General features: G+C 44.5%; 24 protein-coding genes and 5 tRNA genes. 11 read left to right on the top strand and 18 right to left on the bottom strand.

What is annotated here, in order from left to right:
• Positions 1-4: 4 nt before the first annotated feature.
• The 5 genes from NI468_RS05140 to NI468_RS05120 are packed head-to-tail and all read left to right on the top strand — an operon-like array spanning position 5 to position 3,380.
• Positions 5-370, top strand: a complete 366-nt coding sequence (locus NI468_RS05140; protein ID WP_004281114.1) for a Na+/H+ antiporter subunit C — start codon at positions 5-7, stop codon at positions 368-370.
• Positions 370-2,178, top strand: coding sequence for a monovalent cation/H+ antiporter subunit D (locus NI468_RS05135; protein ID WP_086044371.1), 1,809 nt, complete (start codon positions 370-372; stop codon positions 2,176-2,178). Before NI468_RS05140 ends, NI468_RS05135 begins: the two co-directional genes overlap by 1 nt.
• Positions 2,178-2,696 (top strand): Na+/H+ antiporter subunit E, encoded by a 519-nt coding sequence (locus NI468_RS05130; protein WP_004281112.1) that lies wholly within the window; start codon positions 2,178-2,180, stop codon positions 2,694-2,696. Before NI468_RS05135 ends, NI468_RS05130 begins: the two co-directional genes overlap by 1 nt.
• Positions 2,693-2,968 carry a monovalent cation/H+ antiporter subunit F gene (locus NI468_RS05125; protein WP_064094624.1) on the top strand — a complete coding sequence of 92 codons (276 nt, stop codon included), beginning with the start codon at positions 2,693-2,695 and terminating at the stop codon, positions 2,966-2,968. Before NI468_RS05130 ends, NI468_RS05125 begins: the two co-directional genes overlap by 4 nt.
• Before the next feature lie 10 nt (positions 2,969-2,978).
• A complete protein-coding gene (locus NI468_RS05120) occupies positions 2,979-3,380 on the top strand; it encodes a Na+/H+ antiporter subunit G (protein ID WP_086044370.1) in 402 nt (133 codons plus the stop codon).
• A gap of 84 nt (positions 3,381-3,464) precedes the next feature.
• Here the strand turns inward: NI468_RS05120 and NI468_RS05115 are convergent, their stop codons facing one another.
• From NI468_RS05115 to tpiA, 11 genes are all read right to left on the bottom strand, one after another.
• Positions 3,465-3,869: a ribosome-binding factor A gene (locus tag NI468_RS05115; RefSeq protein WP_064102366.1), complete on the bottom strand. Its 405-nt coding sequence runs from the start codon at positions 3,867-3,869 to the stop codon at positions 3,465-3,467.
• Complete coding sequence (gene infB / locus NI468_RS05110) at positions 3,869-6,577, bottom strand: translation initiation factor IF-2 (RefSeq protein WP_086044369.1); 2,709 nt, start codon at positions 6,575-6,577, stop codon at positions 3,869-3,871. The genes NI468_RS05115 and infB overlap by 1 nt, the downstream gene beginning before the upstream one ends.
• Before the next feature lie 10 nt (positions 6,578-6,587).
• Positions 6,588-8,072: a transcription termination factor NusA gene (gene nusA / locus NI468_RS05105; protein WP_004281105.1), complete on the bottom strand. Its 1,485-nt coding sequence runs from the start codon at positions 8,070-8,072 to the stop codon at positions 6,588-6,590.
• Between the two features lie 34 nt (positions 8,073-8,106).
• On the bottom strand, positions 8,107-8,631 hold the full coding sequence (gene rimP, locus NI468_RS05100) for a ribosome maturation factor RimP (RefSeq protein WP_004281103.1): 525 nt from the start codon (positions 8,629-8,631) through the stop codon (positions 8,107-8,109).
• A 227-nt stretch (positions 8,632-8,858) separates the two neighbouring features.
• Positions 8,859-8,935, bottom strand: a tRNA-Met gene (locus NI468_RS05095).
• Positions 8,936-9,023: 88 nt separating this feature from the next.
• A tRNA-Met gene (locus NI468_RS05090) sits at positions 9,024-9,100 on the bottom strand.
• 65 nt (positions 9,101-9,165) lie between these two features.
• Positions 9,166-9,242: transfer RNA gene (locus NI468_RS05085), tRNA-Met, on the bottom strand.
• 80 nt (positions 9,243-9,322) lie between these two features.
• Positions 9,323-9,399, bottom strand: a tRNA-Met gene (locus NI468_RS05080).
• Between the two features lie 53 nt (positions 9,400-9,452).
• A tRNA-Leu gene (locus NI468_RS05075) sits at positions 9,453-9,537 on the bottom strand.
• A 53-nt stretch (positions 9,538-9,590) separates the two neighbouring features.
• Entirely contained in the window at positions 9,591-9,920 is a 330-nt protein-coding gene (gene secG, locus NI468_RS05070; RefSeq protein ID WP_005248398.1) for a preprotein translocase subunit SecG, read from the bottom strand.
• A gap of 13 nt (positions 9,921-9,933) precedes the next feature.
• Positions 9,934-10,725: a triose-phosphate isomerase gene (tpiA, locus tag NI468_RS05065; RefSeq protein ID WP_253100402.1), complete on the bottom strand. Its 792-nt coding sequence runs from the start codon at positions 10,723-10,725 to the stop codon at positions 9,934-9,936.
• Between the two features lie 277 nt (positions 10,726-11,002).
• On the opposite strand from tpiA, the gene pilB reads away from it, so the two are divergent.
• The 4 genes from pilB to coaE are packed head-to-tail and all read left to right on the top strand — an operon-like array spanning position 11,003 to position 15,434.
• Entirely contained in the window at positions 11,003-12,712 is a 1,710-nt protein-coding gene (gene pilB / locus NI468_RS05060) for a type IV-A pilus assembly ATPase PilB (RefSeq protein ID WP_253100399.1), read from the top strand.
• A 31-nt stretch (positions 12,713-12,743) separates the two neighbouring features.
• Positions 12,744-13,973 (top strand): type II secretion system F family protein, encoded by a 1,230-nt coding sequence (locus tag NI468_RS05055; RefSeq protein WP_247143108.1) that lies wholly within the window; start codon positions 12,744-12,746, stop codon positions 13,971-13,973.
• Positions 13,973-14,833, top strand: coding sequence for a prepilin peptidase (locus tag NI468_RS16260; RefSeq protein ID WP_276534265.1), 861 nt, complete (start codon positions 13,973-13,975; stop codon positions 14,831-14,833). The genes NI468_RS05055 and NI468_RS16260 overlap by 1 nt, the downstream gene beginning before the upstream one ends.
• A 1-nt stretch (position 14,834) precedes the next feature.
• Positions 14,835-15,434 (top strand): dephospho-CoA kinase, encoded by a 600-nt coding sequence (coaE, locus tag NI468_RS05040; RefSeq protein ID WP_253100396.1) that lies wholly within the window; start codon positions 14,835-14,837, stop codon positions 15,432-15,434.
• A 21-nt stretch (positions 15,435-15,455) separates the two neighbouring features.
• On the opposite strand, the gene NI468_RS05035 is transcribed toward coaE, so the two are convergent.
• The 3 genes from NI468_RS05035 to ppnP all read right to left on the bottom strand — a co-directional run bounded on the left by NI468_RS05035 (position 15,456) and on the right by ppnP (position 17,593).
• Positions 15,456-16,379 carry a DMT family transporter gene (locus NI468_RS05035; RefSeq protein WP_005108480.1) on the bottom strand — a complete coding sequence of 308 codons (924 nt, stop codon included), beginning with the start codon at positions 16,377-16,379 and terminating at the stop codon, positions 15,456-15,458.
• 6 nt (positions 16,380-16,385) lie between these two features.
• Complete coding sequence (gene rlmB / locus NI468_RS05030) at positions 16,386-17,135, bottom strand: 23S rRNA (guanosine(2251)-2'-O)-methyltransferase RlmB (RefSeq protein ID WP_005101440.1); 750 nt, start codon at positions 17,133-17,135, stop codon at positions 16,386-16,388.
• Positions 17,136-17,269: 134 nt separating this feature from the next.
• Positions 17,270-17,593 (bottom strand): pyrimidine/purine nucleoside phosphorylase, encoded by a 324-nt coding sequence (gene ppnP / locus NI468_RS05025; RefSeq protein WP_004281089.1) that lies wholly within the window; start codon positions 17,591-17,593, stop codon positions 17,270-17,272.
• A 440-nt stretch (positions 17,594-18,033) separates the two neighbouring features.
• On the opposite strand from ppnP, the gene recN reads away from it, so the two are divergent.
• Positions 18,034-19,695, top strand: a complete 1,662-nt coding sequence (recN, locus tag NI468_RS05020; RefSeq protein WP_253100393.1) for a DNA repair protein RecN — start codon at positions 18,034-18,036, stop codon at positions 19,693-19,695.
• 86 nt (positions 19,696-19,781) lie between these two features.
• Here recN and NI468_RS05015 read toward each other — a convergent pair whose 3' ends face one another.
• From NI468_RS05015 to NI468_RS05000, 4 genes are read right to left on the bottom strand one after another with little or no spacing between them, the layout of a single operon-like run.
• Entirely contained in the window at positions 19,782-20,768 is a 987-nt protein-coding gene (locus NI468_RS05015) for a CsgG/HfaB family protein (RefSeq protein WP_005108477.1), read from the bottom strand.
• 52 nt (positions 20,769-20,820) lie between these two features.
• Positions 20,821-21,420, bottom strand: a complete 600-nt coding sequence (gene lpoB / locus NI468_RS05010; RefSeq protein ID WP_005108476.1) for a penicillin-binding protein activator LpoB — start codon at positions 21,418-21,420, stop codon at positions 20,821-20,823.
• 12 nt (positions 21,421-21,432) lie between these two features.
• The gene (locus tag NI468_RS05005; RefSeq protein WP_005248406.1) at positions 21,433-21,834 is read right to left on the bottom strand and encodes a YcfL family putative periplasmic lipoprotein; all 402 of its coding nucleotides are present in this window, start codon (positions 21,832-21,834) and stop codon (positions 21,433-21,435) included.
• 19 nt (positions 21,835-21,853) lie between these two features.
• Positions 21,854-23,212 (bottom strand): COG3014 family protein, encoded by a 1,359-nt coding sequence (locus tag NI468_RS05000; protein ID WP_034438391.1) that lies wholly within the window; start codon positions 23,210-23,212, stop codon positions 21,854-21,856.
• A gap of 461 nt (positions 23,213-23,673) precedes the next feature.
• Between NI468_RS05000 and NI468_RS04995 the strand changes: the two genes are divergently transcribed.
• On the top strand, positions 23,674-24,097 hold a 424-nt coding region (locus NI468_RS04995), incomplete at its 3' end, for a transposase family protein (RefSeq protein WP_478244144.1).

Here is a 24,097-nt window from a genome sequence, read left to right as displayed (position 1 = left end):
TAGAATGATCAGTTTAGAATTTTTATTAGCCTCTGCGATTGGCCTGCTGACGGCCACAGGCATTTATCTGATCCTGCGTGCCCGTACCTTCCCGGTAGTGTTGGGTCTCGCCATGATTGGTTATGCAGTCAACCTGTTTTTATTTGCCATGGGCCGAATTCAGATGAATTCGCCTGCAGTATTGACTGAAGCCTCGAAAGTGACCGATCCCCTTCCTCAGGCACTGGTGCTGACAGCCATCGTGATTGGCTTTGCCACCACTGCCTTTATTGTCCAACTGGCATTGCGTAGCCGCTACGAATCAGGAACAGACCACGTTGACTCCAAAGAAGAAATACCAAATCTTGACCCGCGCGAGGATGAGCCTTAATGACTGATCTTCTCAATTTCTGGAATCAACATACCCCTATTTTCGGTATTCTTTTACCGGCCTTTACCGCTTTTGTCCTGGTTCTTTTAGGCAACCCGGGTTCAGGCTCTCTGGTGACGGACTGGCGTCAGCCCTGGCGTCGGGGTATCAGCTATGTCTCGAGTATCTTGGGCCTGATCATTGCTGTCAGCTATTTAGTAGACAGTAGTCAGGGTCAGATCAATGTTTATACGCTGGGCGAATGGGTCGCACCTTTTGGTATTGTACTGGTTCTCGATCAGCTCTCTGCGATGATGCTGGTTTTGACCTATGCCCTTGCAGTGCCGGTGCTCTGGTATGCCAGTAAAGAATGGGATATGCGTGGGCGTTATTTCCATGCCATGGTGCATTTCCTGCTGATGGGTTTGACCGGTGCCTTCCTGACCGGTGACCTGTTTAACCTGTTCGTGTTTTTTGAAATCTTGTTGATGGCATCCTATGTACTACTGCTACATGGACAAGGCAAGGCCCGTTTCCAGCTGGGAATCCACTACGTCACCATTAATCTGTTTGCTTCTGCCCTATTCCTGATTGGACTCGGGATGATTTATGGCAGTGTCGGCAGTCTGAATATGGCAGATGTGGCCCGCTTGATGCCTACCCTCGCTGAAGATCAGCACAAGCTGGCGGTTGCTGGTGGATTAATGCTGTTTGTCGTGTTCGGAATTAAAGCGGCGATGCTACCGCTTGGCTTCTGGTTACCCAAAACCTATGCCGTAGCCACCACACCTGTGGCAGCACTCTTTACCATCATGACCAAAGTCGGGGTGTATGCAATTTTACGGATTAATGGAACTGTTTTTGATGATGAATACAGCCACCAGATCCTGATGAATTGCCTGCTGGTGATTGGTCTGATTACGTCGGTTTATGGCGTGATTTGCGCAATCGGCACAGAACGTCTGCGCCGTTTTATCGGCTTTATGGTGCTGTCTTCAGTCGGAACAATTCTGGTAGCAATCGGCATGAATACAACTGCAGCCTGGGCCGGTGCATTGTATTATATGGTGCACAGTACCCTGATTGGCGCAGCCTTTTATATCCTGTCAGGCTGGATTACCTCACAGCGCGGCGAATTTAAGGATCACTTTAAAATCGCGCCACTGATGAAACAGAACAAGCTGGTTTCGATTGTCTATTTCATCATTGCCTTGATGATGGCCGGCCTGCCACCGTTTAGTGGTTTCTTCGGTAAAGTCTTTATTTTGCAGGCTTCTGCCAATTCAGACTATCAGATGATTATTATCCTGACCATTTTATTGGTAAGCTTCCTCAGTATTCTGGCCTTTACCCGGGTTGGTTTCGTGCTGTTCTGGCGTTCGACCAGACCTGAGGATGACCTTAATTCTGAAGATTTTCACAAATACGAAGCCCTACCAAGTAAGGCACCGGCACGTAATGATCGTGTAATCTATCTATTGCTTGCTGGCCTGACTGCCTATGTGGTGTTTGCCGGACCGATCTATCAATATAATTATCAGACTGCAGAACAGATTAAAAATAATCCGGTTTATGAAGCTGCCTTGTTAAAACGCGATGCAGAAGGCCAGTTTATCAGTGTGCAACCTTTTGATCCAAGCTATTTACCTGAAACCAAGTACGGTGGTGAGACAGTCGATCCGAATGCACATCTGGTTCCTTATACGATTTCGGAAGCCACTCTGGAAGGTGAAAATATTTCTGAATTCAAGCAACGCCAGATTGATCAGCAGTATGTTGAACAAAACAGATATGATGATAATCAACTTAAACCGGTGGAGGGACCTTAATGGCTGTATCATTCCTGCAACGTTGGTTCCCGCATCCGCTAGTTTCTGTGATCGTTGGGCTAAGCTGGATTCTACTGGCACATAATCTGGAAGCTGGAACATTGCTTTTCGCGCTGGTTCTGGCGATTGTCATTCCGAAAATGGTTGCACCTTTTATTGACTATACCCCGAATATCCAGTGGGCTCCTGCCGTGCGCCTGTTCTTTGTCGTGGTTTGGGATATTGTAGTAGCCAATATTAAAGTCGCAAAACTGGTACTTGGTCCAACCAAGAACCTGCATCCAAAATGGTTTCGCGTGCCTTTGGAAACCGAGCATGAGGAAGTCAATGCCTTGCTGGCAATGATCATTACCACAACGCCCGGTACAGTATCTGCAGGCATTGATCAGGATCGTGGTGATATTCTGGTTCATGCCTTAAGCACAGAGGATGAAGCAGCAGAAATCGAAACGATCAAACAGCGCTACGAACAGCCTCTGATTGAAATTTTCAGCGCACAGACAGGAGAAAAAGCATGACTATTCTGCCTTATGCATTAATGATTTGCCTGGGTGCTATCACTGTCTCGATGTTACTCTGCCTGATCCGGCTCATCACTGGCCCTTCTATCGTTGACCGGCTCTTGGCACTCGACACCCTGTTCCTGAATGCCACCTGTCTGATTGTCATTTTAGGGATTTACTGGAGTAGCAGCTTCCTGTTTGAAGGGGCCTTACTGGTTGCGATGCTTGGCTTTGTTTCGACTGCAGCCTTGGCACGTTATTTCACCACTGGCCATGTGATCGACTAGGAGTTTTTAAATGTCCTTAATTTTAGAAATACTGGTGTCGATTTTTTTATTGATTGGTGCTTTCTTTATGCTGGTCGGCGGGATCGGTATGGTCCGTCTGCCCGATCTGTTTATGCGTCTGCACGCCCCGACCAAATCCAGTACTTTGGGCCTGGGCAGCTTTTTGATGGCCTCAATTCTGTTTTCGGCCATATATGGCCGTTTCGGTTTTGCTGAAGTGCTCATCACCCTGTTCGCCTTCATTACCGCACCGGTATCTGCCAACCTGATGGCACAGGCTGCATTGCATTTGCGTTTACGCTCTTTGAGTGGCGAGGTTCCGGAAACGCTGGAACGCCCTCTGCCTTGGCAGCGCTCACGTCGCCGTGCTTTTTATGAAAAGAAAATCAATCGCAATGATGATTTAGGTTAATTGAGCAAGCAATTCAAATTTTCTTAAATCTCAAAATAGAGAGATAAAAAAGCCACCCGAAGGTGGCTTTTTTAGTCCTAAGACTTATTCATCGTCTTTTTTTGCTTCTGCTTCAGGCAAGTCCTTCACAGCTTCAGCGATCAAACCAAACATATAGTTACCATATGCATTGGTCTTATCATAATGGAAACGTAGACGAGGCGTAATACGGGTTTTAATACGACGACTCAGCTCATGGCGCAGGAAACCGGATGCTTTGTTTAATACATCCAGAGTTTCTTTATTTGCCGCTTCGCTTTGTTCGTCGCCAAGTTCACGTCCCATTACAGTGACATAAACTTCCGCATATCCCAGGTCTGGGCTCACCTTCACCGCAGAGATGGTCACCAGACCACCTAAGCGTGGATCTTTCAGCTCCTGACGGATCAGTTCTGACAACTCGCGTTGTACTGTATCCGCCATACGCTTCAGACGTTGACTACCCGCCATTAAAGACTCCGTTTAATCAGTTGAACATCGTACACTTCGATCTTGTCGAGAGGTTTGATGTCTTTATAGCCTTTCACCGCAAGACCACATTCCATACCGGCACGAACTTCTTCAACCACTTCTTTGTAGCGACGAAGAGATTCAAGCTCACCCTGGAACACAACCACGTCATCACGTAATACGCGAATCGGTTTGTTACGATGTAATACACCTTCAAGCACCATACAGCCTGCAGCCGCACCGAATTTACTTGAGTGGAATACTTCACGTACCTGTGCAACACCCAGAATCGTTTCACGATGTTCAGGTGCAAGCTTACCGCTCATTGCTGCTTTCACATCATCAATCAATTGATAGATGATTGAGTAATAACGAATGTCGATACTGTCTGCATCTGCTTTTTGACGCGCAGCATTGTCCGCACGTACGTTAAAGCCGAGTAGAACTGCTTCTGAAGATTCAGCCAGTGTCACGTCAGACTCAGTAATCGCACCTACACCAGAACCGATGATACGTACTTTAACTTCGTCAGTCGCAAGCTCAGCAAGTGCAACGTGTAATGCTTCCAAGGTACCGCGTACGTCAGTTTTCAACACAACGTTCACGATAGGTACATCTTTCTTGCCCATAGACGCCATGATGTTTTCAAGACGCATTGCAGATTGACGCTCAAGACGTTTTTGACGTTCACGATCCATACGCGCATCGGCAACTTCACGTGCTTTCTTCTCGTCGCTCACCACAAGAACTTCGTCACCAGCCATTGGCGCTTCTGGAAGACCCAGAATTTCCACTGGAATCGAAGGACCTGCAGATTTGATACGCTGACCATTTTCATCCGTCATCGCACGAACGCGACCATAAGATGAACCGGCAAGAACGAGATCACCTACTTTCAATGTACCGTTTTGAACCAGAATAGACGTTACCGCACCACGGCTGTTGTCTACACGTGCTTCAATTACGACACCTTGTGCAGCGCCTTCTTCCGATGCTTTAAGCTCTAGAAGTTCAGCTTGAATCGAAATAATATCAAGAAGTTCATCAATACCTTGACCAGTATGTGCAGAAACCATTGCCACTGGAACGTCACCACCCCATTGTTCTGGCACGATTTCTTTCACAGTCAATTCATTCAATACGCGATCTGGATCAGCAGATTCTTTATCCATCTTGTTGATTGCAACAATGATTGGTGTACCTGCAGCACGTGCATGGTCAATTGCTTCTGCAGTTTGTGGCATTACACCATCATCTGCTGCAACAACCAGAACCACGATATCTGTTGCTTTCGCACCACGTGAACGCATTGCAGTAAATGCTGCGTGTCCCGGAGTATCAAGGAATGTAATCATACCTTTATCAGTAGTTACATGGTAAGCACCGATATGCTGTGTGATACCGCCCGCTTCCCCAGCAGCCACTTTGGCACGACGAATACGGTCAAGCAGCGATGTCTTACCATGGTCAACGTGACCCATAATGGTAACAACAGGCGCACGCGTAGATTGCGCACCACGTGCTTCTTCAGCTGCTTCAAGCAAGTTATCTTCAGCTTGTGTATCAGAAACCAGTACCGGGTTATGGCCCATTTCCTCAACAACAAGTGCAGCAATTTCTTGATCAATCGCCTGGTTCTGAGTAACCAATTCACCCATTTTCATGAGTGATTTAATCACTTCACGAACCTTAACTGCCATTTTCGCAGCCAAGTCAGCAACGACAATCGTTTCACCGATTTCAACATCGTAAACCTGTTTTTTCACAGGTTTTTCGAAGCCGTGCTTGTTGCCCTGACTGGTTTTTAAACCGCGCTTAGGCTGTTTGCTGAAGCTTTGCTCTTCCTGACCACGACGACCACCTTTCTTAGGTGCACGCGCGCTCGGCGTATTCGTACCACGTTTGATTTCGCGGTCTTCTTTGGCAAAAGAGTCTTCATATGCCTGACCAACAAGGCCGGCAGCCAGAGGAGAATCATCAACAACACGAATCGTTGCAGTGGTATCTTCCGCGGTGTACTTGGACGCCATTTGACGCATTTGTTCAAGCGTACGTTGCTGCGCTTCTTCAGCCGCTTTACGACGTGCCGCTTCTTCAACAGCTTTTAATTTTGCTGCTTCTGCTTCACGTGCCTTTTTCTGTTCAGCGGTTTCAGTTGGTTTAACAACTTGCTTCACAATCGGCTTGTTGGTTGATTTGCGTTTTACCACAACTGCAGCTTTAGAAACTTCTTGCTTGTCGCTGGTTTGCTTTGCAGCAGCACGCATCGCCTCTAAAGCTTTATTCGCGTTATTTACGCCAGTTTTTGGAGCTTCAGCAGAAGCAGCTTGCGCTGTATTCTGTTCAGGCGCAGCTTTGGCCTGTTGCTCAGCCTTGGCTTTCGCCAATGCTTCTGCTTTGATCTGTTCTGGATCCGGCTTAACAAATGTATGCTTCTTGCGAACTTCTACATTAATCGTTTTCGCCTTACCTGAAGTACTGGCTACTTTAGCCGTACTAGTCGTTTTACGTTTCAACGTGATTTGCCCTGCTTGGCTTTCTGAACCCTGTGACTTTTTCACATGGCTCATCAAGCTGTCTTGTTGTTCGGTGGTAATAATATCGTCAGCTTTACGCTGTGGTAAACCTGCCTCACGAACCTGCTCTAGGAGCTTCTCAACTGGACGACCCACATTGAGGGCTAACTCTTTAATCGACTTGTCCGTCATATACTACCTCCTAGTTAAACCATGATTCGCGCGCTTTCATAATGAGTTGACCTGCTTTCTCAGCACCCAAACCTTCAATATCTTCGATATCGTCAGTCGCCTGATCTGCTAAATCATCCACTGTTACCACACCACGAGCTGCTAGCGCTTGCGCGATCTCTACTGTCATGCCTTCCATTGCAACAAGTTCTTCACTTGGCGCTTGTATGTTCTCTTGCTGTTGTAATGCATCAGCAAGTGCAATTTCTTTCGCACGGCTTTGCAGTAGTTCAACCAGTTCCGCATCCAGTTCGATTTCATCAAACGTTTCTGCAGGGACATAAGCAATTTCTTCAAGCGAGGTGAAGCCCATTTCTACCAATGCCATCGCCAAATCTTCCGCGATATCCAGACGGGTAACAAACATGTCTAAATATTGTTGCGCTTCGTTTTGTTGACGGGCGTAGTATTCCTCTTCCAGCATCATGTCCAGCTTGTAGCCAGTCAATTCAGATGCCAGACGAACGTTCTGACCTTGTGAACCAATCGCACGTGCCAGCTGGTCGCTGGTTGCGAAAATGATGTCTGCAGTACGTGCATCTTCATCGATGACAATACTCGATACATCTGCTGGTTCCAATGCACTTGCGATATATTGCGCAGGATCATCCGACCAAACTACCACATCAATACGCTCGCCATTGAGCTCTTGCTGTACAGCCTGAATACGAGTACCACGCATACCAATACAAGCACCCACCGGGTCAATACGGTGGTCATTGGTTTTCACTGCAATTTTAGCACGAACACCTGGTTGGCGAGCCGCCGCTTTAATTTCAATGATTTCTTCAGAAATCTCAGGGATTTCTTTCTTCATCAATGCAATCAGCATATCCGGTTTAGCACGTGACAGTTGTAACTGCGCACCACGACCTTCACGGTTGACATTGAAGAGAATCGCATTCACGCGTTGCTTCGGACGAAGGATTTCTTTCGGAATCATTTCTTCACGAGCAAGATACGCTTCAGCATTGTCACCTAGGTCAATGATAAAACCGTCTTTGGTTTGTTTTTTCACTTCACCGTAAATCAGCTCGCCGACTTTCGATTCGTAAGCATCGGCTACAAGTGCACGTTCTGCTTCACGGATCTTCTGTACGATCACTTGCTTGGCAATTTGCGCTGCAATACGACCGAAGTCAATCGATTCCACTTCAAGCTCACGAATGTCGCCAATCGACCATTTTGCCGGATCGACATCAGAGATGGCATCCTGACAAGCTGGCATTTCATGGTCTTCGTCTGCAACCACTTCCCACTGACGGAAAGTACGATAGTCACCTGTTTTACGATCGATTTCCACACGTAAACGTGCTTCTTCCGAATGTGTTCCTTCGTAGAATTTTTTCTTTGTCGCAGCAACTAAAGCTTGCTCAAGCGCTTCAAAGATCGCTTCACGAGGTACACCTTTTTCGTTACTAACCGTTTCAACGACGGTCAGAATTTCACGTGCCATACGTCACCTATTCGTTAAATTTTTATTTATTAAATTAATCTTGGAAGACCAAATTTGCTTTATCGATATTGTGACTGTCGATCTCCAATACCTGTTGCTTTTCTACTTCAACCTGAATCATTTCATTTTCAAGATCGACAGCAACCAGTTTGGCCTGGAATTTACGACGGTTATCTACCGCACTGATCAAACGTAGTGCTACGGTATGACCGATATAGCCTGACATCTGCTCGAGCTGGAAGAATGGACGGTCCCAGCCTGGCGAAGATACTTCAAGTGAATATTCACCCGAGATCGGATCATGAACATCCAGCATTGCGCCCACTTGCTGCGTGACACGCACACAATCCTGAACGCCAATACCACGCCCCTGCTCTTCTTCACCATCTTCATTGATTGCTGGTGCAACGCTCTCATCGACTGGCTTGTCGATGTAGATACGTAATAACGAACATTTACCCTGTGGCAGGAATTCAATCCCCCAAAGGTTTACATTACAGGCTTCAACTGCTGGTGCAATCAAGTCCTGAAGTGCTTGAGTTTTATTTGATAGCTTCATTTACTCTCGTCATCTGGTGCGATTTTATGATCTATTTGACCACTACAAACCAATACAAACTATATATAGTAGTAGTGAAACATGGAGATTTGACCAAATAATGTCGACACTACACGATAGCCAATAAAAAAGGGCGTAAATCGCCCCAATTAATGCACAATTTAAGATTTTTTCAAATCCCACTGTGCAAAAAGGCCCACCTTGTTGTGAGCCTCTTTTTAGAAACTTGGTAGCGGGAGCTGGATTTGAACCAACGACCTTCGGGTTATGAGCCCGACGAGCTACCAGACTGCTCCATCCCGCATCAACGTGCAAAAATTATATACAAAAGATGAGAACTTTTCAATCAAAACCACATCATTCTGCATATTTGTCATCTGTCGCTGAAAAAGTGGTAGCGGGAGCTGGATTTGAACCAACGACCTTCGGGTTATGAGCCCGACGAGCTACCAGACTGCTCCATCCCGCATCAGCGTACAAAAACTTTCAGCTTAATATTCCAAGCTGCTTTTAAAGTTTGCATCTTTAAAAGATTGGTAGCGGGAGCTGGATTTGAACCAACGACCTTCGGGTTATGAGCCCGACGAGCTACCAGACTGCTCCATCCCGCAACAACATGCAAATTATATTTCTCAGCTTAATACTGGTTTAAGCTGCCTCTTGAAAGTTTGCGTCTTTAAAAAGGATTGATTGGTAGCGGGAGCTGGATTTGAACCAACGACCTTCGGGTTATGAGCCCGACGAGCTACCAGACTGCTCCATCCCGCATCAATAGAAGTTTTTCAGCTGCATACACCAACTTAAATTTCTGGATTATAAGTTGGTGCGGAAGGGGGGACTTGAACCCCCACGCCCGAAAGCACTACCACCTCAAGGTAGCGTGTCTACCAATTCCACCACCACCGCAGCTGTGACGCATTCTAGTCGCATCACTGAAAAAAAGAAAGGATTAATTAAAACTATTCGGTCGTTTCTGGTGCAGTTGGTGAAGTTTCATTCGATTGCACAGGTACGGTCGGCGCAGACTGAACAGATCCCAAACTATAGGCATTCGAGGTTTGTTGCTTGGCCAAAATCGCCAAAGTCAGACTGGTCACGAAGAACAGTGCAGTAAAAATCGCAGTTAAACGGGTCATGAAATTACCCGAACCTGAAGCTCCAAATACTGTCGCTGCACCACCGCCGCCGAAAGAGGCACCAGCATCTGCACCTTTACCATGCTGAACCAAAATCAAGACAATCATCAAAACAGCTAAGATAATATGTACTACCAGCACAAAAGTTTGCATGCTGAACTCCTAATTATTGTGTATTTGCAAATGCATGAGCAATTTTATGGAACGACTCAGCATTGAGTGATGCACCACCGACCAATGCCCCATTGATATCTGGGCAGGCTGCTAACTCTACTGCATTTTCCGGCTTGACACTACCACCATATAAAATCGCCATACTCTCGCCATAGCCCGTAATCTGGCTTAAACCTTGACGGATTTGTGCATGCATGGCCTGCGCATCTTCAGGAGAAGCTGTTTTACCTGTACCAATCGCCCAGATCGGCTCATAGGCAATCACGATATTTTTCCATTGTTCGGCTTCAACCACAGCAGCGATATCACAAATTTGTTGCAATACTACAGCTTCTGCCTGCCCTGCTTCACGTTGTTCCAGGCTTTCACCGATACAATAAATTACCGTCAAACCAGCACTTAAAGCATTCTTGATTTTAGCATTTAAAATATCAGCATTTTCTGCAAATATTTCACGGCGTTCAGAATGACCTACCAGTACATACTGGATTTGGCTGTCTGCGAGTAATTCAGCACTGACTTCACCGGTATAGGCACCCGTTCCTGAAATACGTGAAACATCTTGTGCTACAGTATAAATCGGACGAACCGCAGATGACAGCTCTGCCTGAATCTGACTTAAGGCAATGGCAATCGGTGCCACACCTAAATAACATCGATCTTCGGCAATTGGCGCAGTTTCCAGCAAATTCTTAATACCACGCACCAAGCTCAATGCCTCTGCCTGCACCGGATTCATTTTCCAGTTACCTATCACCCAAGGGGTAATCGTCGAAACCGACATAATTAACCTATTTCATTTACATATTTTGAATTGGGCACATTCTACACGGAATTGGAAAATTAAAAGAATAGTTTTCTTATCACTCATTCTCGGTTTAGACTATCCAAAATGGTTATTTTTTGTTATCACTTAAAAAAATGGGGACTTCTTCTAACCAGTTCATGCTTTTACTGGAGATGAGGAAGCTAGCGGCACTCTTGGCTATGGTATTTTTACGTAACAAACGTATAATTTTAGTATAGCAATTAAAAGAATTTGATGAGTAGGCATTTATAGCATGACAGCATTACAGGGGTCGCCAAGATTTACCGGATTTATTCGTCGTTTGGTCGAGGAAGGCGTCATCTCGGCTGAAGATATGCGCAGTGCGTTGGCGCATGCCAAACAAGAAAAAGTCGATATTGTGGCTGAGTTAATTAACCAGCAGCAGCTTTCTCCGACCATCATTGCTGAAACGATTTCAGTTGAATTTGGCGAACCGCTGTTTGATATCAGTGCCTATGATCCTGCCCAAATTTTGCGGGATGCGATTGATGAAAAGCTGATTACCAAGTATCGCATCCTGCCGATTTTTAAAAATTCCAGTATTTTATATGTTGCGACCAGCAACCCGACCAATATCGAAGCGATCGATGCAGTCCGTTTTTCGACTAAACTCAATATTGAAACCATTATTGTTGAACACAATAAACTTGAAAAACTGATCGAGCAGAATTTTACTGAAGAAAGCACGTTTGAGTTTGATGAAGAATTTGATCTGGATGTTGATGTCGAATCTGCTGATCCGAATAAAGAAGAGGATGAAAGCAATAAAGGTGATGAAGCACCAATTGTCAAATATATAAATAAGTTACTCATCGATGCGATTCGTATGGGTGCTTCGGATCTACACTTTGAACCTTATGAAAAAATCTATCGAGTACGGTACCGGGTTGATGGGGTGCTACGCCAGATTGCAACACCACCACTACAGCTGGCAAATCGCTTGTCTTCGCGTCTTAAAGTCATGTCGCAAATGGACATTTCTGAAAAACGGGTACCGCAAGATGGTCGTATTAAATTAAAACTTTCTAAAAATAAAGCCATTGATTTCCGTGTCAACTCTCTCCCTACCCTGTTTGGTGAGAAGCTGGTACTGCGGATTCTGGATCCCTCCAGCGCGATGTTGGGAATTGATGCGCTAGGTTATGAACCGGAACAAAAAGACCTTTTTATGCAAGCGCTGGACAAACCGCAAGGCATGCTCCTGATCACTGGTCCAACAGGTTCCGGTAAAACCGTTTCACTTTATACCGGTTTGAATATCCTGAATCGTGAAGATACCAATATTTCCACAGCGGAAGATCCGGTCGAGATTAACTTGCAAGGGATTAATCAGGTCAACGTTAATAATAAAGTTGGCCTGACCTTCTCTGCCGCACTGAAGTCCTTCTTACGTCAAGACCCGGATATCGTCATGGTCGGTGAGATCCGGGATCTGGAAACTGCCGAGATTGCGATTAAAGCTGCGCAGACCGGTCATATGGTGATGTCGACGCTGCATACCAATAGTGCGCCTGAGACTTTGACCCGTTTACGCAATATGGGGGTGCCTTCTTTCAATATTGCCACTTCAGTCAACCTGGTCATTGCACAACGGTTGGCACGTCGTTTGTGTTCACAATGTAAAAAACCTGCCGATATTCCGAAACAAAGCTTACTGGAGATGGGTTTTACCGAAACCGACTTGCAGCAACCTGAGTTCCAAATTTATGAACCGGTGGGCTGCAATGAGTGTCGCGAAGGCTATAAAGGTCGTGTCGGTATTTATGAAGTTATGAAAGTAACGCCCGAAATTTCCAGAATTATTATGGAGGACGGTAATGCACTTGAAATTGCCGATGCTTCCGCACGTGCAGGTTTTAACAATTTACGCCGGTCAGGTTTAATCAAGGTGATGCAGGGGGTGACTTCTTTACAGGAAGTCAATCGTGTCACCAGCGAATGATCGGATGCTGATCTAAAATAAGGATAAAGGTATGGCAGCAGTAAAGAAAGGCCAGATGATGCCGATCTTCAGCTATGAAGGAATTGATCGTAAGGGGGCAAAGATCAAGGGGGAATTGCCAGCAAAAAATATGGCTTTGGCCAAGGTCACCCTGCGAAAACAAGGCATCAGCATCAAGACCATTCGGGAAAAGAAAAAAAATATTCTCGAAGGCTTGATGAAAAAACGTGTTAGTACACTAGATATTACGATTTTTACCCGACAGTTGGCGACCATGATGAAAGCCGGTGTGCCACTGGTGCAAGGCTTTGAAATTGTCGCAGAAGGTCTGGAAAATCCAGCGATGCGTGAAGTTGTACTGGGAATTAAAGGTGAAGTAGAAGGCGGTAATACCTTTGCCGGTGCACTGCGCAAATACCCACAATATTTCGACAACCTGTTCTGTTCACTGGTCGAATCTGGTGAACAATCCGGTGCGCTAGAAACCATGCTGGATCGGGTCGCAATCTATAAAGAAAAAAGCGAACTGCTCAAGCAAAAAATCAAAAAAGCCATGAAGTATCCGGCTGCGGTGGTTGTGGTCGCCCTGATTGTTACCATTATCTTGATGGTTAAAGTGGTACCGGTTTTCCAGGACTTATTCTCTTCATTTGGCGCCGACCTGCCTGCTTTCACCAAAATGGTAGTCAATATGTCGGAATGGATGCAAAAATATTGGTTCCTGCTGATTATTGCCATTGGCGCTTTGATTACCGCTTTTCTTGAAGCCAAGAAACGTAGTAAAAAATTCCGTGATTTTCTGGATAAGGCCGCACTCAAAGCACCGATTTTTGGTGATCTGGTGTATAAAGCGATTATTGCACGTTATAGCCGTACCCTCGCCACGACTTTCGCAGCCGGTGTACCCTTGATTGATGCACTGGAATCTACTGCCGGCGCCACTAATAATGTGGTGTATGAAGATGCCGTGATGAAAATCCGTGAAGATGTTGCCACAGGCCAACAGCTGCAGTTTGCTATGCGGGTCACCAACAAGTTTCCTTCCATGGCCATCCAAATGGTCGCAATTGGTGAAGAATCGGGTGCACTAGATGCCATGCTGGATAAAGTAGCCACGCATTATGAAAATGAAGTCGACAATGCAGTTGACGGCTTAACTTCAATGATGGAACCGCTCATTATGGCTGTTCTCGGTGTGCTTGTTGGTGGTCTGGTGATTGCTATGTACCTTCCAATCTTCCAAATGGGTTCTGTGGTTTAATGCAAGATCTTATTCAATATTTTATTCAAAACCCAACGGCGTTGTATATCGCAGTTGGGCTTTTTAGTTTATGTATCGGCAGCTTTCTGAATGTAGTGATTTACCGCACTCCCAAGATGATGGAACAGGAATGGCGTACCGATTGCCAGATGTTCCTGCATCCGGAACAGCCGGTGATTGATGAAGCGAAATTAAGTTTAAGCAAACCCGCTTCGACTTGCCCTAAATGTCATCAGCCAATTCGCTGGTACCAGAATATCCCAGTTATCAGCTGGCTGGTCCTGCGCGGGAAATGTAGCAACTGCCAGAATTCCATTAGCATCCGCTATCCATTTGTTGAAATTCTGACGGCAGTTTGTGCACTGCTTGTCGTAGCAGTATTTGGCCCAACCATGCAAATGCTGTTTGGCTTGATCCTGACTTATGTGCTGATTGCACTCACTTTTATTGATTTCGACACCCAGCTATTGCCGGACCGTTATACTCTGCCCTTGGCCGCGCTAGGTCTGGGCGTAAATAGTTATGCACTCTATACCTCACCAAGCTCAGCCATCTGGGGGTATATCATTGGTTTTTTATGTCTATGGATAGTGTATTACCTGTTTAAAATCATCACCGGCAAGGAAGGCATGGGTTATGGCGATTTTAAATTGCTTGCGGCTTTGGGTGCCTGGATGGGTCCATTATTACTGCCTTTAATTGTGCTGCTGTCTTCCCTGGTAGGTGCGATTATTGGCATCATTCTGCTAAAAGTTCGCAAGGAAAATCAGCCTTTTGCTTTTGGTCCTTATATTGCTATTGCCGGTTGGATCGCTTTTCTTTGGGGTGAACAAATTATGAAAGTGTATTTAGGTCAGTAAATTGAAATTTGTACTCGGTTTAACCGGCGGGATTGGCAGTGGCAAGTCTGCTGCCAGTCAGTGGTTTGAAGCACAAGGCATAATCGTGGTCGATGCCGATGTCGTTGCGCGTGAAGTAGTTGAAATTGGGCAGCCTGCACTGACCCAGATTCAGCAGGCTTTTGGCGATTGGGTACTGCTTGCCGATGGCTCACTGAATCGTCGTGCCCTGCGTGAATATATCTTCCAGTCTCCTGAAGCACGCAAAACTCTGGAAAGTATTACCCATCCGGCAATTCGTACTTCCATTATCCAGCAACTACATGCTGCGCAAAGTCCCTATGCCATTCTGGTTTCACCACTACTATTTGAGACCAATCAGCACGAACTCACCCAGCACACCTTACTGATTGACGCCACCATCGAACTGCAAATTGAGCGGGCCTCACAACGTGACGGCCAGAATATCGAACAAATTCGCAATATCATTGCTGCCCAAATGTCCCGCGAACAAAAGCAGACCATGGCCGATGATATTGTCCTAAATGATGGTCATCTGGATCATCTCTATGCTCATCTCAGACTATTACATCAAAAATATTTAAACATGGCAGCCAGCTGAAGCATAAAAAAAACAGTCTGATTAAGACTGTTTTTTTTGTTCTGCTAATTTTCGGCTTAGACTGTCCTGATGCTGTAACCAGCGCCACGGCTGTAAGGCCCCAACTGCCATACCCATCAGGCCACACACCATGGCCAGACTTAAAGTTTCATTTAATAAAGGTACAGCCAGAATTGCCGCAATAAAAGGTGCAAGATTGGTAATACTGCCTGCCTTAAATGCACCAAGACGCTTGATGGCTTCTACATAACTTAAAGTAGCAATAATCACCACAAATATGCCGTGAAAAATGGTCTGAAACAGTAAATGCTCGGGTTCAGGCACACTCAGGTTTTTCGGTAAAAATAGCAGATAAATCGGCACATAAACCACTGCCGACCAGATCGCGACACCACACATTGCCTGCCATGCAGTTAGCTGATATTTACGCAATAAAACGGTAAAAATCGCCCAAAGTATAGCACTAATAAAAAACAGCCCGTCTCCTGCTCCAAAGGCCACACCAGTTTCCCTATACATCAGCATACTCATGAGACATAGTACTACGATCATAATGATCAGGCTGGCCCAGGTATGTTTATCAAAAGCCTGCCCCATCAGAAAAAAAGCCATAATCGCGGTACAGATTGGAATACAGCCATTCAAGAAAATTGCAGCATGGGCGGTAGGTGCGTAGTGAAAAGCGCTATAGGCAAACAGGCAGTAAATCACCCCACCAATCATCGCTAAAATAAAAGGCTCTTTTTTCAGTAAAAAAGCGGCCTCTTTACGATAGAGCAAGATCGGCATCAGAATCAGGAAGGCCAGAGAAAAACGCAAGGCCACAATATCCCAGGCACTGATCTGCCAAAGTGCATTCAGGCGGGCCGTTAAGGTAAAACCGCCCCAGATGCACATGGTAACAACTAAAAAAACATAGCCTTGGGTACGGTCTGACAATGCCATCATCAATTAAAGGTTACGCTGACGGCAGGCTTCATACAGTGCCATACCTGTAGCCACACTGACATTCAGACTTTGCAGATTACCTGCCATCGGGATATACACGGTCTGATCACATTGGCTTTGGGTAATTGGACGTAGGCCGGTATCTTCCGCACCCATCACCACACAAACCCCGGTACCGGTAAAATCAAAATTCTGAATCGGCAGCGCTTTTTCATCCAGCATGGTACCAACCACACGAACATTAAAATCTTCTTTGATTTGACCCAAAGTACGCGCCAGATTGGTCACCTGAATGAATTTGACTTTGTCCGCACCACCAGCAGCCACTTTACGTGCTGTCGGGGTTAAAGTTGCAGAACGATCACGTGGCGCAATCACTGCCTCAACGCCCATTGCAGCGGCTGTACGGATACAGGCACCGAGATTGTGCGGATCGGTAATATGATCAAGAGCCAATAACAATGCTTGAGGATTCGCACTCAATAATGACTCAAGATCTTTTTCATTCAGGGTCGGATGTGCACGTACCGCAGCGACCACACCTTGGTGAAACGGTTGCCCGGCCAGTTTCTCCAGTTTGTCACGGCTGGCTTGCTGCACACTGATCCCAAACGGTTCAGCCAGTTCCAGTACACGCTTTAAACGCTGATCATCGCGTCCTTTGAGAGTGAATAATGTCAAGACACGTTCAGGCTCAAGCTCTAACAATGACTCCACTGAATGTACGCCATAAAAATATTCAGGTTTTGCCATGAACGACCTCTAGATTAGTTATATACAAAAGAAAAATCCCGTAAAGCTGACTTCACAGGATTTCTATAGCTGATTAGTTTAACCGATTCGCACTGAAATTTCTTGCCCGGTTTGCACTGATCTTGAATCTGGACTTAACCTTCAAAATGGCAGACATAGTCCAGCACATCATCGGTTTCGATTTTAAAACGGCTATTGCCCGGCACATAGAAAGACTGCCCCGCACGGAACAGCTCACTTTCTTCGCTATCGCCAATCTGAACACGGCATTCACCTGAAACAATTTCCATGCGCTCAGGAACATGTGTTTCAAAGGTCAAGGCATTTTCTGATGGCAGAATGACACCCAACGTTTTCTTGGTCCCATCTTCAAATTGTACAATGTGACTAATACACAACCCGCCGAAATATACATTAGATTTTTTAAGTACCGATACATGATCAAACTGAGCTGACATGCGATTTCTCCAGATAAAGCATTTTGTAATATTTTGATTGCTGTAGTTTAAATGTGCACCCTCAACTAATCAATCGAAGTTTATCGACGCCGATAAAATATTCTGTATCGCTGAATCCCTTCTATTTGTAGGATGTTTTGGCCTGTATTTTGCTGGTAGATGAGCTTCAGTTTCGATTTGTGCATTCTCTTTTGAAATAAGCTGAATTGAGTCATTAATTTAAAGATTGGGGATGTCAAAAATATGAAAATCAGCAGTGAATTAACGGACTTCTGAGTCAGCTTCTTGCGAAAATACAGTGAAATAAGCATATATGAATCGTTAAAATTTAAGATAGAATGAAATTGATTCGTCCTGATTTATAATAATCACAGCCATGTTGTGACCCCAATCCAACATCAGGCTATTTCAATCAAACTTTTCGCAGCCCGGATGCGTTTATGCTGACACATTTAACTCTGATCAATTTTGCTTTAGCTGAACATCTTGCTATTGATATTGATAAAGGTTTTAACGTTTTAACCGGTGAAACCGGTGCAGGTAAATCCCTGTTACTGGATGCATTGTCTGCCTGTTTGGGTGAGCGAACCGATACCAATTATGTGCGTTATGGCTCAGAAAAAGCCGATGTCACTGCCAGTTTCAGCTATCAGGAACACAGTCCTGAAGCCGCCTGGTTAAAAGAACATGAGCTGGATGATGAGTCAGGTGAAATTCATTTACGCCGTGTAATTTTTGCCACTGGCCGCAGCAAGGCCTGGATCAATGGACGTCCGAGCAGCCTGTCTGAACTGAAAGAAATTGGGCGTTTACTGGTACAACTCTATAGCCAGCATAGTCAGCAACAATTATTAGAACCGCCTTATCCGAAGCACTGGCTGGATCGTTACTATCATTTTTATGCGCCGGCTCAAGTCGTACGTGATGCCTATAGCACTTGGCAAAAAAATATCCGCCAGCATCAGGCAGCTTTGGATGCACAAGCGACACGCAAGCAGCGTCTGGAAACCCTTGAGCTGCAACTCGAAGAACTGGAAGAAATTGTTCAGACGGATTATCCGGAAATTGAGCAGGAATTTGATCGGCTCTCGCATCATGAAGCTATCATGCAAGACTGTGTGTATAGCCTGAATGTGCTGGATGAAGCTGAACAGAATATTTCCCAAGAACTGGCTTCCATTCTACGTCGCATGGAATCACATGCCGGTCGTAGCGAACAGCTTTCCGGAATTTACACCTCCCTGCTGAATGCCCAAAGCGAACTTGAAGATGCAGCAGCGAATTTACGCCAGTTTATGGATCGGCAGAGTTTTGATCCGGAACGCATGGAAGTACTAAATTCGACTTTAGAAATCTTCCATCGTCTGGCACGTAAATATCGTACCCAGCCAGAATTACTCAAAGAAGAATATGAAGCCTGGCAAACCGAATTAGAACAGCTGCATCAACTGGAAGATCCGGAAACACTGGCTGAACAGGTCGCGGTTTCTTATCAGGAGTTTCTGGATAAAGCCCAATATCTGGATCAGATTCGCCGTGAAGCCGCAGCACCGTTGGCCAAGCAGCTCACTGAGCAGGTCAAACAACTGGCATTGCCTGAAGCACATTTTGAGTTCAAGTTTGAGCCTTTGGAGCATCCCTCTAGTGAAGGTCTCAGCTTTATTCAATTGCTGTTTACTGCCAATAAAGGCATTCCGGCACAGCCTTTGGCCCGGGTTGCATCAGGCGGTGAACTCTCGCGTATTGCGCTAGTGATGCAAGTCATGAATGCGGAAAAAACCGAAGCTGAAGTGCTGGTCTTTGATGAAATTGATGTCGGGATTAGTGGTGGTACCGCAGAGATTGTCGGGCGTTTACTGGCCGATCTGGCCCAGCATGTACAGATTCTGTGTATTACCCATCAGGCACAAGTGGCAGCACAATCTGATCAGCATCTACTGGTAAAAAAACAGCAGACTGATCCTGCCAGCAGCACAATCATTGACCTTGAGGAAAATGAAATTATTCAGGAGCTTGCAAGAATGACAGGCGGTGTAGAGATTAGTGAAACCACCTTGCAACATGCCCGCCAGTTACGTCAGCTGAAATTTCAGCAGGCTTGAGCTACTTGTAAAGCGACACATAAAAAATCCCTGCATTTAGGTCAGAGATTCTTTATGTGTTAAAAATCATTCGAACTAATATTAACTTACCATTTTACAGGTTGATCGCTTGAACCTGGCGTCATTTCATAGCCCGGTGATGAATCATAAGATTGACCAGTCTGCGACTGTACAGGCTGTAATTTTAAGCCCTGTAAAATTTCCGGGTTTAAGCCCTGAGCAATTTTATCCGCCGTACTGTCATTTAAACTATTGGTCAGAATATTCTGTGTCATTAAATTAGACAGAGTTCGATTGAAAGTGCCCGCTGCTACCACTTTACTGGTATTGGCTTCAATGACACGCCAGCTTAAACGCACTTGTTCAGCGCCGGCATTCAAACCATACATTTGCTGATGGCTGGCACTAGACAGATCATTAATTCGTCCCACCAGTAAATAGTCTGCTCCAACTTTCTGACCGATACGCGCCAGCTCATGCGGTGCACCATCCCAATACAGGAATGCATTTTCAGACTGCATTTCATCCAGATAATGACGATCTACCACACTCAACTGTCCGCTTTGAGCCAGATAATTTCCTAAAGTGTCGGATAATTCCTGACTAAACTCATAGGCAGATGTGTCATTGGCCAGTCGGTTATTTTTCTCGGCCATCTGGAATGGCAATACTGCAATCCTGCGCAAATGCTGGTCTTGTACAGTCGATTCAAACTTCACCACATGTGCGCGAACTTTGGCACGGTAATTATTTTTTGCACCCGTCACACTCAGCACCTGAAACTTGGTCACTGAACCTGAACCTTGATTTGCCACACTAAAAACTGGTGAAACTTTACCGTTATAACTCCAGCCCTGATTATTCACCGATACAGAAACAGTCTCTTCATAATTCATTTGGGAAGAAACTGAAGCACCATTTACCGATTGCACAGCAATTAATAAGGCTTCAGAAATCGCCTGGTGTTGAGTTGGACCACTTCCACTGGCTTCTTTAACCACTTCTTTAATGGCTGCAAAGGCCGGAGCGCTCAACAATCCAGACAACAGGCCTGCAAGTAATATTTTTTTCATATTATATTCTTCTACAGTCACTGTGCCAAAAGCACAGTGACCTTCATTGAAATTACAGACCAAAAGTCGAGCGTTTGCCTGCCTTACGGATTTCTTTCTCGCCAGTCCACTCTACGATACCAGTTTGCAGGTTTTGCAATTTAAAAGTGAACTTGTAATACACATCACTCTTGCCACCGGCATTCTTCACAATACTCGACAAGTTGCCATTTAGCATAAATTCGGCACCAATATGACCACCGGCACGTACTGCTGTTGACTGGTTCACCATACCGCTTTGCTTTTGATAAGCTAGCTGCTGTGCCACCGCATTCACCGATTTCATATCAACAAAACGAAATTTTCCAGAATTGATTAGTTTGTTCTGAATACTGTCAGTAATCGATTCGGTATCGATATGTTCCTGGGTTTTGTTATGAATCCGATCAAGGACAATGACCGGACGGCGGTTTTGGGTCATTTGCACCACTGGCGGGAACATCAACATGTCATCCACCATTTTGGCTGCAATCATTTGCAAGTCAGTTGAACCAAAGTCTGTGGTTAAGGTTTCGACTGCTTGGGCATCACCATAACTTACTGAACCAGTAGAGGCACAGCCACTAAGCAGTGTCGTAGTTGCCAATGCGGCGAAAATCAATTTTGCGTTCATTTCAAGTCTCTCTTATTTTTTCAAATACACAACAACATCAACAGCAGATGGATTTGGCGCCAAGGACTGCACACCTTTGGTTTCACGTCCGGTTAACTGGATCGGCTTCCAGATGGCACCTTCAGGATTAACTTCCACACCTTGTGCATCCACCCAAACAATCTTGTAGCTAAAATCTTTATTGTTAAAACGGCGGTTTTTGATCGCGATTGAAGCACGCTTTAAATCACCAACCAAGCTCATATTCACACGTTCCACAAAGACTTCCGTAGTTAATACCGGATTATTGGTAATGGTGCGGATACTCATTTCATTATTGGCATTGGTTTGGGTAGATAAGGCATTCGGTGCGGTACAACCCACCATGAACAGCGCCCCTAAACCAAGTACAGCAAAGCTAAATTGACGTTTCATATTGTTCCCTTATTTATGATTAATGTGGAATGGTGCTTACACTAGCCGTAATTTTGTCATTAACATGATGGGCATAGACAAACACTGTTTGATTGGCTTTCACATCTAGGGTGACCGGAGAGCTAGATACACTCCCGCTAGAAAGTTGTAAATTATGTTTGCCCGGCGTTAAATTTAAGCGCGCAATCTGGGCATTACTCGGCAAGGTACTCCAGCCACGCAAGTCAGCACGCTCAGTCGCCATATTTAAGACGTTACCGGCAAGTTGACCAAACACACCAAACTGGTTACCAAGTTCTTTTTGTGCGGCATATTTTGCAGTGGCGCGCAGCACCTGACTGCTCACATTCGCCATAATTTTTTCTTTGAGGTCCTTGACGGCCAAAGCACCAATATCACTAATCACATAACTGTCTTGTAAAGCTTTATTATTGACTTTCACTTTCAGGCTAGTTGGTATCACATAGGTACTTGGTTCATAGGTCGCAAAAGCAATATTGATTAAACCGCCCGGTGTAGGGACATCAATTTTATTTTCCACCTTTTGCGGTACAATTCCCTGTTCGATAAATACAATCACCGGGACACTACCCTTCTTATGCTGTGTGACCAGTTGATCCAGACGTTTCACGTCTTCGGAAATTTGCTTATCTGGTTGTAACTCATAAGCTTTCTTATAATCAACCAAGGCATCATTGTATTCACCCAAGGTTTCCCATAAATTGGCTGCCATATAAAAAGCGTAGGCATTCTGATAGCTGTTCTTAATCTTGCCGGCTATGGGGTCCAGACCGACAAAAGCTTCATCCAGCACACTTAGATTCTTCTCTGCTTCCGTGTTTTTAGCTACTTTGTCTTTTTTCTTTTCTAGTTCTTTTTGGTGCAACAATTCGATTTCACGCTGGAGGCCCTGAGCCACGCGCATTTCTACCGCAGCAGCTTCCAGATCCTTTAAGAAAATATAGTTTTTAGCTTGGGAAATATGCGCCAGCACCTGCTCATGTGCTGGTACCAGATAAGGCACTACAGAGTCATTGCTGACCATGGCAAGAGCCTTAAACCCCATTCGGGACACACTAATTTTGGCCCGATTTTTTTGTTTTTCTAACAGCGTAAAGGCTTGCTTATAATAATCTCGGCTTTCTTCATATTGATGGTTAACTTGTAATAAGCGGGCTTGTTCAAGTAAATATAAAACTCCATCCTTTGAATCAGCTTTGTCCTTAAACTGAGTAATGAGGTTTTCAGATAAAGCGCTATTCAAATGACTACGGAAAAAACTACCTTCTTCATTATAACTACTAAATACTGCTGCCTGTGAAGTGACCGACACAGAAAATAGCGCAGAAATTAAAGTCCCTTTTAAAATATGATGCATAACAACCCCATTAAAAAAATAAATTAAAGATGAAAATTTCTGCATTCTACGAACAAAGCAATATGGTTTCAATATGTATATTTTGTATAATAATTGAAATATTCTGTACAATATATCGCAAATTTATTACATAAATAAACAAATATTATAGTTTGTTATCTAATATTGACCATTTTTTAATCACTAGAAACTATGTATCGAAATATAGTTAGAGCTTAATTAATGAGCTGAGATTGTAATAACTTGCCTTTAGTTTTCAGATAAATTCTATTTAAAAGCAAGAAACTATATATAGTCTACTTTTAACCATGAATGATCTATTGTTATTATTTAATTCATTCCACCACAATATATTTAATATTTTTTATTAAAATTTAAACGCGAATCTCAACTTTCTAAACTATTGAAATAAAAAGGACATAACACAATTTAGATTTCGACCAAGAAAACTACCTCGTGTTATGTCCATTTACGAATTTATCATTTCTGTGTATTTATTCATAGATTCTTGCTATTCACTTATCGTCACAAAGCCATTAAGAACGAGAGGATTTCCTCCAGCTTTAACCGATATTGAAATAATTACTATACAAATTGTAGGTGAATTTTTAGGATTGGATTCTGATAAAAATATCTGGAAATATTTTAAACACAATTACTTAGACTGGTTTCCAAAATTAGGTTCTTATCCTAATTTCTGTAAACACTGTGCAAATTTATGGCAAGTTAATCAGCAAATTATGACCAAGATTAGAAAAACCTTTATGCACGATAATATTCATTTTATTGATGGCTTTCCTATTCCTGTTTGTCGCTATGCTCGAGCAAAAAAACATAGAAATTTTAAAACCGATGCTGGCTTCAGTTATTGTGCAGCTAAACAAG

The organism is Acinetobacter lwoffii (genome assembly GCF_024129355.1).
GTDB lineage: Bacteria > Pseudomonadota > Gammaproteobacteria > Pseudomonadales > Moraxellaceae > Acinetobacter > Acinetobacter lwoffii_I.
The sequence above is the reverse complement of the archived record's forward strand: the minus strand, read 5'-3'. Positions and strand labels throughout refer to the sequence as shown.